The 13201-nt window shown below is 51.5% G+C and carries 8 protein-coding genes; 2 read left to right on the plus strand and 6 right to left on the minus strand.

Translation table 11 applies throughout. The annotated features are described in order from the left end of the window. Positions 1–20: 20 nt before the first annotated feature. The 5 genes from NYE74_RS23020 to NYE74_RS23040 form a co-directional block, all read right to left on the minus strand. The gene (locus tag NYE74_RS23020; RefSeq protein ID WP_155619893.1) at positions 21–1373 is read right to left on the minus strand and encodes a glycoside hydrolase family 28 protein; all 1353 of its coding nucleotides are present in this window, start codon (positions 1371–1373) and stop codon (positions 21–23) included. After that, positions 1360–2475 carry a glycoside hydrolase family 88/105 protein gene (locus tag NYE74_RS23025; protein WP_316560745.1) on the minus strand — a complete coding sequence of 372 codons (1116 nt, stop codon included), beginning with the start codon at positions 2473–2475 and terminating at the stop codon, positions 1360–1362. Before NYE74_RS23025 ends, NYE74_RS23020 begins: the two co-directional genes overlap by 14 nt. A gap of 334 nt (positions 2476–2809) precedes the next feature. Beyond that, positions 2810–3685, minus strand: a complete 876-nt coding sequence (locus tag NYE74_RS23030) for a carbohydrate ABC transporter permease (protein ID WP_036623923.1) — start codon at positions 3683–3685, stop codon at positions 2810–2812. A gap of 69 nt (positions 3686–3754) precedes the next feature. After that, positions 3755–4723 (minus strand): ABC transporter permease, encoded by a 969-nt coding sequence (locus tag NYE74_RS23035; protein ID WP_036623924.1) that lies wholly within the window; start codon positions 4721–4723, stop codon positions 3755–3757. A gap of 98 nt (positions 4724–4821) precedes the next feature. Further along, on the minus strand, positions 4822–6369 hold the full coding sequence (locus tag NYE74_RS23040; RefSeq protein WP_036623925.1) for an extracellular solute-binding protein: 1548 nt from the start codon (positions 6367–6369) through the stop codon (positions 4822–4824). 275 nt (positions 6370–6644) lie between these two features. On the opposite strand from NYE74_RS23040, the gene NYE74_RS23045 reads away from it, so the two are divergent. After that, a complete protein-coding gene (locus NYE74_RS23045; protein WP_124332854.1) occupies positions 6645–8606 on the plus strand; it encodes a hypothetical protein in 1962 nt (653 codons plus the stop codon). A 492-nt stretch (positions 8607–9098) separates the two neighbouring features. Here NYE74_RS23045 and NYE74_RS23050 read toward each other — a convergent pair whose 3' ends face one another. Next, positions 9099–10643 (minus strand): extracellular solute-binding protein, encoded by a 1545-nt coding sequence (locus NYE74_RS23050; protein WP_051985526.1) that lies wholly within the window; start codon positions 10641–10643, stop codon positions 9099–9101. A gap of 139 nt (positions 10644–10782) precedes the next feature. On the opposite strand from NYE74_RS23050, the gene NYE74_RS23055 reads away from it, so the two are divergent. Further along, complete coding sequence (locus NYE74_RS23055; RefSeq protein ID WP_036623928.1) at positions 10783–13125, plus strand: AraC family transcriptional regulator; 2343 nt, start codon at positions 10783–10785, stop codon at positions 13123–13125. Positions 13126–13201 lie beyond the last annotated feature (76 nt).

Here is a 13201-nt window from a genome sequence, read left to right on the forward strand (position 1 = left end):
ATCACATTCTTTAGTGCATCCTATATAGATTCAAAGGACGAGAGCGTCACCTGCTCCACCAGTTTTTCCGGCTTGGCGGTATTTTTCGACCGGCAATCCGTAATTTCCACGTCATCCCCGTTTTCAATGTAAAAGGCCGGGCCTTCATGGTTTTCAATCGTTACCCGGCTGAACCGCACGTCCCGCACATTCCCCAAATAGAACCCGCGCCGCGCCATATCGCTGATGCCGGCCATCATCGCCGGGCGTCCGGGAATGGCGTCCTCCGCCATGGAAATGTCGATGTTATCGAACGTGATTTCGGAGATATACCGCTCCGCAAGACCGTACAGAAACCCGGCGGAAGCGTGAACCTGGCGCGCCGTGATCCCGGAAAAATGAATGCGCCGGAAGTTCGGCGTTTCCTCCGTCACAGGATACGGATTTTTATCCCAAACATATTTATCCTTGCCGCGCGGTCCGCAGAAATAATACAGATTCATAATGAACGGGCAGATCACGTCTTCCATCACGATATTGCTGATCCGGATATCTTCGACGACGCCGCCGCGGCCGCGCCGGGATTTCAGGCGGATGCCGCGGTCCGTTTGCTTGAAGACGCAATTTGCTATCGTCACATTGCGGATATTCCCGCTCATCTCGCTGCCCAGCACGACCCCGCCATGCCCGTGCACCATCGTGCAGTTCACGATGGTAATATTTTCGCACGGAATCCGCTCTTTCGTATCCTCGGTTCCCGCCTTGATGGCGATACAGTCGTCCCCTACATCGATATTGCAGTTGCCGATGCGGACATTCGTGCACGACTCCGGGTTGATGCCGTCCGTATTCGGCGAGTCCGCGGGGTTCAGAATCGACACATTGTCGATCGTCACATCGCGGCAGCAAATCGGGTTGACCGTCCAACTCGGCGAGTTGACCAAAGTTACATCCTTGATGCTTACCCTCCGGCAGCGGTCAAAGCTGATCAGCTTCGGACGCGGAAACTTAAGCTCCTCCGGGCGGTTTCTGTGCTTATCCCACCACGGCTCCCCGTTTCCGTTCAGACAGCCGCTTCCGGTCACGGACACGTTTTCGAGATCCTCTCCGTAAATGCAGGAGGCGTGGACCTCTCTTTTTACCCCTTCCCATCTGGACTCCACGGCCGGATAATCGTTTGGGTCCGTACTGAAGGACAACACCGCGCCGGGACTAAGCCGCAGCTCGATATTGCTTCTCATGAAGATGGCTCCGGTCAGGAACGTGCCGGCCGGAACCACCACCGTGCCTCCCCCCGCTTCGCTCGCGGCCGCGATGGCGGCTTCGATCGCCCGGGTTGCCAAAACCCCGCTGTCTCTGACGGCCCCATAATCGGCGATATTATACATACACATTCTCCGATCTGTTCAATAATGATTCCATTTCGACGCAAGCCATCACAAACGCGCCGACGCCATGCAAATCATTGTTCACTTTCGGGCGCGTTACGTAATTGTCGTAATCACCGGCCGAAGTGCCGATACAGATGCCCGGCAGCACCAGCCGGCCCTCATCATCCCACTCCACCGCACGGGTCAGCCCTTCATACCCTTTCTTGGCGGCGCTCAAGGCCTCTTCATCGGCGATTCCCCGCTGCACCGCTTTGGCGATCGTGTAGACAAAGAGGCAGGAGCCCGACGTTTCCAGCCAGTTTTCGGGCCGCTCCCCCTTGTCGACGACCTGGTACCATAACCCGCTCTCCCGGTCCTGATACCGGATCAGGGCATTTACGAACCCTTGTAAAGCGTTAACGAGTTCATCCCTCCCGGGCTCATCGTCAGGCAGCAGCTCAAGAAATTGCGCCAGGGCCAGGCCGTACCATCCGAGCGACCTGCTCCAAAATTCCGGAGAACATCCGGTTTGCGGGTCCGCCCATGGCATCCGCCGGCTCTCATCCCAGGCATGATACAACAGCCCGGTCCGCTCGTCCTTCATATGTTTGCGCATCAGTCTCTCCTGATGCAGCACCTCTGCCCTGAGCCCCGTATCCCCGAACGCATTCGCGTATTTCAGCGAGAACACCCCCGCCATATAAAGCCCGTCAAGCCACATTTGATAAGGATATTTATCCTTATGCCAATAACCGCCTTCGGACGTTCTGTTCAAAGTCAGCAGCAGGTTTCGCAGCTTATCCGCCGCGATCCGGTATTTCGCCGCTCCGGTCCGTTCATACAACCTGAACAGCAGCAGCCCCGCCTGCACGGCGTCCAGCTCATCCCTGGCAAAATAAAAATTGCCCCGCTCATCCACCAGATCATCCACATACTCCTGAATATACGAGATGTAGCGCTCATCCTGAACGGCTTCCCAAAGCAGCTCCATCCCGCACAGGAAAACGCCTTGATGGTAATGCCAGCGGTGCGCGGGCGGCAGGCTGCCGGCGGCGTAAGCGTCCATCAGCGAATCGCAGGCCTTCCTCGCCCACTCGATCGGTGTGTCCGGACAACGAACTGTCATTTCCAAGCTCCTTTCACTTCAAAATCATACTTTCCCGATTTTCCGCAAAAGTTCAGGTTTTCAAGCCGTTACTATCGCTCGCCGTAAATTTAACGGTTGCAGCAGCGGCTATTTTACGAAAAAAGGCCTTTGCTAAATTCTAACGGTTGCGAGCGTCGTTAATTTCCTTAGTTCAGGCAAACACAACCGGTTTTCAGTGAAATAAGCGCCATGGCAACCGTTACAATTTGAAATCAACGTTTTTGGAACAAATAGCGGTTGTGGCAACCGTTAGAATCGTTTTGCGGGTTAAAAAACGCACCATGTCACGCTGTACACGGAATAACGCGGCCTCTTAGCCTTTGATCGAGCCGAGCATGGCCCCTTTGGCGAAATGCTTCTGCAAAAACGGATACACAAGCAGAATCGGCACCGTGGCGACCACGATGACCGCCATCTTGATCGTCTGATCCGGCGGCGGCACCGTACCGTCCAGGGTGGAACTGTGATCCAGCCCGCTCGCCAGCACGACGATTTGCCGGAGCAGCACCTGAATCGGCCATTTCACGCTGTCGTTCAGGTACAAAATTGCCGACATGTACGTATTCCAGTACGTCACCGCATAAAACAGGGAAATCGTCGCGATTGCGGGCATCGAAAGCGGCAGTACGATTTTGAACAGGATGCCGAAGTCGCTGCAGCCGTCGATCCGCGCGGATTCCTCCAGGCCTTCCGGAATGTTCTGAAAGAAGTTTTTAAGAATGATCATATTAAAAGCGCTGATCGCCGACGGTACGACGAGCGAGGCATACGTATCGATCATCCCGAGCTCCTTGACGACCAGAAACGTAGGGATCAAGCCGCCGTTAAACAACATCGTAAAGACGACGAGGAAATTGAGCGTTTTACGGCCGTCGAGATCTTTGCGGGCCAGCGCGTAAGCCATCAGCGCCGTCAGCAGCATGCTGAACAGCGTACCGATCAAAGTAACGCCAACCGAAACGCCCATCGCCCTGAAAATTGTATTCGTCGAAAAAATAAATTTGTAAGCTTCCAAACTCCACACCTTCGGGATCAGCACAAATTTATTGGCTGCCAGCTCCGCGTTGGTCGTAAACGAACCGGCCACGACATGGATGAAGGGAAGCACCGTAATGAGCGCAACGATGGCCAGCAGCGTAAAATTAATGGCAGCGTATATTCTGCCGCTTATGGATCTGTCTTCTACCATATGAACTCCTCCACATCTATATTGAAACGATGGTTCAGGAAGCCATAAACCTAACTTCTTGAACACGTTCTAGTAGACGCCTTCCTCCCCGATTTTTTTGGCTACTTTGTTAACCAGCACGACCATGATCAGGCCGATCACGGATTTAAAGAACCCGATCGCCGTACTGTAACTATACTGCCCCTGCCGCAAACCGGCGGTGTATACGTAAGTGTCGATGATTTCCGCAACCTGCCGGTTCATCGAGTTCAATAGCAGGTAGACGTGCTCAAACCCGAGGTCAAGCACATGGCCGATTTTCAGAATAAACAGCGTGATGATGACGCCCCGGATCGCCGGAAGCGTAATATGCCATACCTGCCGCATTCTGCCGGCTCCATCGATCCGCGCCGCTTCATACAGTCCCGGATCGATGGCCGCAATGGCCGCCAGGTAGATAATCGTACCCCAACCCGCTTCCCTCCAAATGACCTGGAGGATATACATCGGCCTGAACCAGCCGGGATTCAGCAAAAAATTGATTTTTTCAAATCCGAAATAAACCAGCAGTTCGTTGATAATGCCGCCGTCCATCGTCACCATGACATAAGTAATCGAAACGATGATGACCCAGGACATGAAGTGCGGCAAATAGACAAGCGTCTGAAACAGCCGTTTGAAAAAATTGCCCCGCAGCTCGTTCAGCATTAACGCCAAGATAATCGGCACCGGAAAATAAATGAACAGGTTGAGGGCAAACAAAACGATCGTGTTCATCAAAATGTTCGCGAAGTCCGGTTCGGTAAACAATCGTTTGAAATGCTCCATACCGACCCATTCGCTGCCCATAATTCCGTTATAAGGCTTGTAATTCTGAAAAGAAATGATCAGCCCGTACATTGGCAAATATTTGAAAATGATAAAATAAAGCACTCCCGGCAGCAGCATGACATACAGCCATTTGTTTCTCCACAGCCGCTTCCTGAGCTCGCCGGTCTTGCGGCGGCTGCCAGGCTGGACCTTGGGAGTAACAGTGGACGGAGCGGTCGCTTCCTGCATGCGTCTCTTCCTCTCTGCTTCTTAATTCATGAACATCACATTCTTTAGTTCATCCTATTTATTGAAGCATCAGCCTCATTGCCTGTTCGGCCTACGTTTTATTTGGATGCGTTATACTCCTCGATGATTTTCGATCCGCCGCGGCTCTTCCATTGTTCCACCGCTTTTTCAAAACCGGCCTTGTCGATTTGACCATAGATATATTGGTACGTGGCGTCCGTAATGATTTGCTGAAGCTCTACTCCCTTATTCGTATAGGTTTGCGAGTCGAGAGCCGCCGTCGGGTCAGGCACGCCTACCTTCACATTTTCCTTGATTAATTCCTCGGCATGAATCCGCCCCGGCAGCGTATTGTAGCTTTCGTACATGCCGTTCGTTTCGAACTCGCCGATGACGCTGTCCTTGAACGGCTTCACTTCGCGTTCGATCAATTCCTTGTTTTCCGCAGCTTGCGCTTTTCCTTCCACTACCGTATAATGCGTGCCTTCGATGCCCCAATACATCAAATTGGCCACTTCAGGGGTCATCATCTTGTCAAAGAACGCCAGAATCTTCTTGAGCTCTTCCTCATTTTTTACTGCGGATTTCGGGAACAGGACGATATTGTTATAACCCGGAATCATCCATTGGGCGAATTTTCCGTCCGGTCCGGCAACCATACTGTGCGTGTCCAGCACGGCATTTGGAGCGTTTTTGATCAAATCCTTGTGGATCGAATCGATATCCTGCATGGACCCGCCGATATAAAGTCCGGCCTTGCCGCTGGTGAACATATTGACGGCATCGGTTTTGCTCGTGGCCGCAAAATCCTGGTTGATGTAACCGTTGTCACGAAGCTTTTTGAAAAAGTCCATCGTATCGATATACTGCGGGAACATGAACTCCGGCTGGAGCTGACCGTCCTTCTCGCCCCAGTTGTTCGGCGTGCCGAACCAGGAGGATACCGTTTTAAAGGCCCCGTAAACCAATTCGTTCCGGTCGACAATCCCCGTCGTATCCTTTTGGCCGTTGCCGTCCGGGTCTTGTTCGGTGAACGCCTTCGCCATTTCGAACAATTCATCCACATTGGCCGGCGCGTTAAGCCCCAATTTGTCCGCCCAGTCCTTGCGGTAAATGATGCCTTGGCGGGCAAGCGGTCTGCCGATGTATAGCGAATACAGCTTGCCGTCCACTTTCGTGTTGTTCAGAATTTCCGGCTTCAATTTGTTCAGATTCGGGAATTCACTCATATAAGGGCCGATTTCCCAAAACTGCCCGTCCTTGATCGCCTCTTTCATTTGAATAAACGTAGTCTGGTTTTTGAGGTAGGTCACTTGCGGCAAAGAGCCTGTTGCAAATGCGGTATTCAGCTTTTCCTCATAAGTGTCGGCCGGGAAAAACTGATACGTCAGCTTCGTGTTCGTCAGTTTCTCCAGTTCGGTTTTGATCGTGTCCGGAGGAGTCTCGGACGTATTCAATGGAAGCATGATCGTGATTTCCGTCGGTTTGTCCGACCCTGCGGATTGGTTCTCTCCGTTCGCCGCGGTGGACGAACCCGGTTCTGTCGCGGCTGCGCCGCCTCCATTGTTACCGCTTCCACAACCGGCCAGCATGACGCTTAGCGATAAAAGAGCGGTCAACAAGAGGGTGAAAGACTTTTTCTTCATACCGTTTTGACCTCCAAATGAAATGTATTGGTTACATCTTCACAGTACATTCCGCCGGAGCATTCCGGAAACAATCATTTCCTCATAACGGCCGGCGCGACGGGCATATCTGAAATAATGATTATCGTGGTGATGAATGATGGGAATATATTTTTTAATCAAATTATAAAAAAAATTACAGTATAATGTACAATATAAGCAATCACTTTTGTATAGCCCCGGAGCTATAAAGTACTATAGACGCGAATCTTTCGCTAATAAAAAGGAGGTAATATATGCGAGTTGAAATGTTACGAAAAACGTTTAACGGCATGGATGCAGCCGAATTCAAACCGTTTAGCGGCGCGATAGTCAAATTATTGGCCGCCCCTCTTCCGATCCGGGAATTTTCCGGTATTCTCCACGAGATGAGCGATGCCCGGAAACGGCGATTGCTATCATCGCTAAATATTAAAGGAAAGAGTTCCACGAACAAACCTTACCCTATGGAAGGACTCATCCATATCATTCGCGCGAAATCGGGGAAGCGCCACGAAAAGTTAAAAATACTGCAGCACATCCTATTGTCCGTAAGCGACCTTTATGAGGATGATACGGCTTCCGATGAATCGTTTTTGGCATTGGAGCAAGAAAAAAAGGAGCAATACGGGCCGTGGCATTACTATTGGGCTTTGCGTTTTTTTCCCGAAGAATCGGCGGCTATCGCCCAAAGGATCGCGGAGCTGGAGCAAGAATTGCCATCCGGCCTGGCCCTTGCTCCTGCCCCGGCCCCTTCCCGGGACAAGAAAGAGCTGGCCAAAGAAGAGAAGCAAAGAATCGACCATGAACGCGGTCTCCGCGTTCAAGCCGAACGGACCATCGCCAAACTGAAGCAGGAACTGCGGACACTGGAAGAAAATCTGCAGCGTGTGCTGGCCCAAAATAACGCCCTTCAAGCGGCAAAAGCGGAACTGGAACAAGAGCTTGCCGGCCTTCGGCAGCGTCACGAGTTCGAACGGAAGAGAAACTCCCAATTGGAGCATGATGTAAAGAAGCAGCGGCAAGAAACAAGAAAATGGCAACAGGCGGCCCGCGAGAGCGAAAAAAACGCCGCTCTGGCGCTGCAGAACGTCCGGAAAGAACAAGACGCGTTGCAAAGGCGGCTCAGTTTGGCGGAAAGTCCCGCGGCCTGTGGGGATCGGCTGGTTCGGCATTTTCATGAGGAAGCCTTCCTGCTTATGGAAACGCTAAAGCGCCGCGGCACGCTGACCGGGCCGGAACAAATACGCATCCGCAAAAAGATTTCCTTGAAGCTTGATCTCATCAATCGGCTTGAAGAACAGTTTCACGTTCACCCGGAGGAACCCGATTACAAGGCGGAAGCGGCCAGCAGCTTGAAGCCGCCCGCCCCGGCGCAGGATATTGTCCAGGACCGGACGACGGTCTCAAACAAGAAGACCGGGATCTTTTATCGCAAAGAACACGGCGGTTATATCCAGTTGGAAGACGGCGATTCCTTTACGGTTACGGAATCCGTGGTTAACGCCGTCGGGTTGGAGCATGAGGCCGAGGTTGAGTGCGAACCGCAAAAGAGGCCGGACGGCTCCGTCTTTCAGCATATCACCGTGCTGTTTCAAGGGGACGACACGCATGCGCCCATCGAGCAATATTGGGGATATGTGGAACTGGGTGAACACCATGCCTACTACTGCGTAGATATCCAAAACCCGCAAAACCGTTTTCCCGTACATGAAAAAGATTTGGAGGTCCAGCGCCCCTTTGACGGCGATCCTTGCCTGTTTAATGTAGCCGCGGGCGGAACCTGCGCCAGACTTTCAAAAGTGTTCCGGAACCGGGACGAGATGAACCGCGAACGCGGACAAGCCATAACCGGAAAGCGGAATACGGAGAAAAAGAAAAAAAGCGCCGCGGAAAGTGAACCGTTCCTGCAGGGGTGCAAAATCGCCGTCATTGGAGGACAAGCCAAATGGTTTGAATCCGTGGTCAAACAAACCGGGGCGGAATTCGTCCATGAAAACGGAGAACATCCGGAGCGAATCTTTGCGGAACTGCGCAAATCCCACGCCCTGTTTAAATTGATTACAGCGACCTCGCACGAAGCAACCTGGGCCGGTGTGGAAATCGCCAAAGCCAACGGCATCCCTCATTTTTTGCTGGAAGGCTCCAAAGCCAATCTCAGAAGACAGCTTTGGGAAAACAGAGAGCTCATACGCAGCAGACTTCAGGCCCGTGGCTAGATTGGATATGGAAAATGCATGCACGGCATCCGTGAAACGAAGCAACAAGGACCTTAAGTTCCGCCGGCAAGCGGGAGCTAAGGTCCTTGCTAAATCAAAACCAAGGTTTGTGTCTTGGTACCCCTGCCTGCTGCTTTTCACGATTATCCCTCTTGTTCAGGGGGAGAGGTTGGGGGCTAATCACGGTCCTTTCATTTTTCCCGGTGTCTTGCTCCATTCCTCCCGTGAGGTCTGCTTCACTTCTCCAAACCTCTTTCTCACAAACTGTCTAACGATCTCGAGCATGTCTGCTGCTCCCAAACCTATTTTCTTCTCCTGATTTATCTTCCTTTTTGCTTCCGGATCAAACGGGATAATCGTGCAAAGCGTCCGGAGCAGTGGATATTGACCTGCCAACCATCCCGATCAGTCGAGTTAGCATATCCTCGATTCGATCCAGTCTCTCTTCGCACATTGTGTACCTCCCAAAGCAAAGTCATGTTTCATGTCATTCTATAGCCTTGTTTTGAACAATCTTATATCGCTCTTTTGTTCTGCAAGTGAAGCCTCGAATTCCCGGATAATCGTTTCGCCGCCGCTAAGTTGCCAGCGTTCGATTTCCTGCTTGAAGCCTTCGGCATCGATGTGGCCAAGGATGTAATTGTATGTGGCATCCGCGATGATCGCGGAAAGCTCGGCGTTTTTCTCATCAAAGGTCGGTGAATTGAGCTGAACCGTCGGGTCAAGGGCCAGAAACGATTCATTGTCCTTACTGAGCTGATCCGCAATATAGGTCAGCTGTTCTTTTTTGGCGACCTCCATAATATTTTTGTTGCTGATGTCGGCAATGAGCAGCGAATACAGCGGGTTCACCTCGTACACCCGAAGCTGCGAAGTCTCTTCCGGAAGGACCACTTTCCCGTTTTCCGTATAATAATGTCTCCCCTCAAATCCGTACATCATTATATTGGCGACATCCTTGTCCATGGTCCGGTCAAAAAAGCCAAGCACCTCCCGCAGTTCTTCCTCCGTAGGGATCGCCTTTTTGGAAAACAAATAAAGCCCGTTGTAGTTCGGAATCGACCAGACCTTGTATCCGTGCGGGCCTTTGATCCGGTTGACCAGCGTAAATTCGGCGTCCGGATTGATCGCCCGCGCTTCAATGGACAGCCGCTGAACGTCGGTCATGCTCCCGATAAATACGCCCGCCTCGCCGCGAATGAACTTGTCGCGTTGAATCTCTTTGCTCGTAAGCGGAAAATCCTGATTGATCAGCTTCTCGTCGTACAGCTTTTTCATAAAATTCATCGTATCCATGTACTCGTCCGTCATAAATTCCGGGATGACATGGCCATCCTCAATTTTCCAATTGTTCGGCGTCCCGAAATAAGAGCTTAACGTCTTGAAAATGCCGTACACGAGATCATTGCGGTCCACGACGCCCAGCGTGTCCTGCTTCCCGTTCCCGTCCGGATCGTTATATGTAAATTGCTTCATCACCTCATACAGGTCTTCCAGCGTCTGCGGCGCTTTTAAACCGAGATGGTCAAGCCAGTCCTTGCGCAGAATAACCCCTTGCCGCGAGGAGGGGCGCTCGGTATATAATCCGTATATTTTTCCGTCCACCGCAGTCTGATCCAAAATCTTCCGTTCAAGCTTGCCGAGGTTCGGAAACTCCTCCAAAAACGGCCCGATTTCCCAGAAAACGTCCGAACGAATCGCATTTTTGACCAGATTGTAATCGGAAAATTTCACGAAGCTGACTTTGGCCAAGGAATTGGTCGTCAGCCCGGTCATCATCTTGTCGGTATAAACGCCCTCCGGCACCCAGCGAAGGTCAAGCTGCACCCCCGTCAGCCGCTCGATTTCCGCTACGACATCTTTGGAGGGCGGCTGAGGAAAATGAAGCGGTACCAAAATCGAAATAAAAGTACGATCTTCGCCGGCCGCCGCGTGTTTTGCGTCCCGGTTCATGCAGCCGCCAAGCAGAGAAACGGCGATCAGACAAATGGCAAACGCGCAAAACATGCTTTTTAATCCGCGTTTTTTTCTGAACATTTGATTATGCCTCCCTTAAAAATTCGAAGAATGAAACAAAATGATTATTGCCTAACGAGATGATTATTGTAATTATCTGTAAAACACTTTACACTTGATATAGCCGCAATTCATCACATAAGGTCAGGTGCTGATATTGGTGAAACCGTTAAGCTTTTTGAGCAAATTAATGATTTTTACGATCGTCGTAAGCACGCTTCCCGTGTTGTTCATCGGTACCTTTTCCTATTTGACTTCGACCCGGGAAATCCAAAAAAATGTCAACCAAAGCAAAATTGAACTGATTTCGCAAATTAACTCAAATGTAGAACGTAAATTGACGACTGTCAATCAAACTTTAAATCAGGTGGTCAACTCGACCGTGCTTAAAAGGGCTCTTAACAACCCGCTAAGTGAAAGCGATTTCAAATTATACAACGACTTGCGCAGTGAAATCCGCAACATGCAATCCTTCGATACGAAGCTGGAAGACGTCGTTTTGATCAACATGCAGCAGAACTGGATGGTGAAAAATTCGGGCCTTTACCGGCTGGACGAATATAAGGATCACGAGCGGCTCGAACGGCTGATGGATACGCCAGACAATACCTCGTGGATTTTAACCCCGTCCGCGTGGTTTTACAGCGAGGAAAACATCAATTCCGCACCATGCAATTACAGCATCAGCCTGATCAAGAAGCTTCCGGTCTCCAAGCTGCATAAATACGGGCTGGCCCTGGCGAATATTCCCGCTTGCAGCCTGCAGGACGTCATCGCGACGGACGTAAATTCGCAAGGCAGCATCATTGTCGTCGACGAACACGATCGGATTCTGATCCATCCCGATCCGTCGTTCATCGGCAGGCCGCTCGAAGAGACCGGATTTGCGGATGTGTCCCTGATTGCGGACGAGTCTAAGCCCTCCGGGCAATTTCAAACGTTGATCGGCAAAAAAGATTTTTCCGTCACCTATTTGCGCTCCCAATTGAACGGCTGGGTGTACCTGTCGGTGACTTCGATCGGAAGCCTGACCAAGGAAGCGGGCAAAATCGGGCTGTATACCTTTTACGTCTGCTTGCTTATGCTCATCCTGTCCATCTTGCTGGCCTGGTTCGGTTCACGCCGGATGTATTCGCCGATTGAACGCCTCCTTAATCAGATGGGCCGGCGAAAAACCGATGTCCGCCGGAGGCGGGCCAACGAATTTGAAATGATCGGCGAAGAGCTCCACCAATTGTTCCAGTCGAAATCCCGGCTCGAAACGGAGATCAGCCAGCACATTAGACAGGTTCGCACCTTTTCCTTGATCCAGGCCTTCCAGGGAAAATACAAAAAGCGCGAACTTCTGGAGAAACTCGAACAGCACGGCTACAAAGATCAAATCGAGGAATGGCAAACGATGGCGGTCATCGCGCTGGCGCTCGATTTTGCGGACGATTCGGCTTATGAGAAAAAAGATCTCAACCTGCTGCTGTTCGCCGCACAGAATATGATCGAGGAACTGGCGGATCCCCACAGCAGGTTTGCCCCGGTCATTATGGACCAGACCATCGTGACTTTGATCGGAAGCGCGGACGGAAATGCCGAAACCTTTCATCAAACCGTTTATGCTTTAACCGAAAAACTGCAGCACGAAATCGGCCAATATCTGAAACTGCAGGTCAGCATCGGTATGAGCTTGCCTTTCCAATCCATTCACAAAATATCCATCGCCTACCGGGAAGGAATCGAAGCGCTGAAATACCGGATAAAACTGGGCACCGGCGTGATTGTCCAATACGAGAACATCAACTCCGGCAAGCATGTATTGAACTTGAACTACCCGACCCATAAAGAAAACGACCTGATGGACGCGGTCAAGCTGGCCGAACCGGGCAGAGCGAAAGAGCTTACCGGCCTGCTTTTTAAGTCCTTGTTCGCCCAGGAGCTCTCGCCGCAAGAGTATCAAATTCCGCTGACCCGCCTGCTGAACAATTTGCTGATCATGATGCAGGAATCGGGGATTTCGCTGCAGCAGATCCATCACGCCAACAGCTCGTTGTTTGAGGAGATGCTCGACCTGCACACCAAAGCCGAAATCGAGGACTGGTTCTGGACCACGGTCATCCAGCCGATGATCAAAATTTTCAACAGCAGGCAAAACGCGCAGTATCACAATATATCGGAGAAAATCATCGATTTGATCCAGCATCATTACGACACCGACCTGACCCTGGAGGAATGCGCCTCGCGCCTGCACTACAATGCGAACTATATTAGCAGCATTTTCCGCAAGGAAACGCAGTACTCTTTCAGTGAATATCTCACGATGTACCGGTTCCAAATGGCCAAGAAATGGCTGAGGGAAACGGATATGCCGGTCAAGGATATCGCGGCAAAGCTCCGGTACAACAACTCGCAGAACTTTATCCGTTCTTTCCGCAAGGTGGAGGGCATGACGCCGGGGCAATACCGCGACGCCGCCGCTTCGCACGGGCCCGGCAAGATCCGTGAATCGATTTAGGCCGATTGCGGCGGACCTTGCATCGCTGGCTCCCATCCGGGCCTGCGAACAAGAAAAGCGCAGCGGGCTGCCCCTT

This window comes from Paenibacillus sp. FSL P4-0127, from assembly GCF_038007325.1.
In the GTDB taxonomy this organism is placed as follows: domain Bacteria; phylum Bacillota; class Bacilli; order Paenibacillales; family Paenibacillaceae; genus Fontibacillus; species Fontibacillus macerans.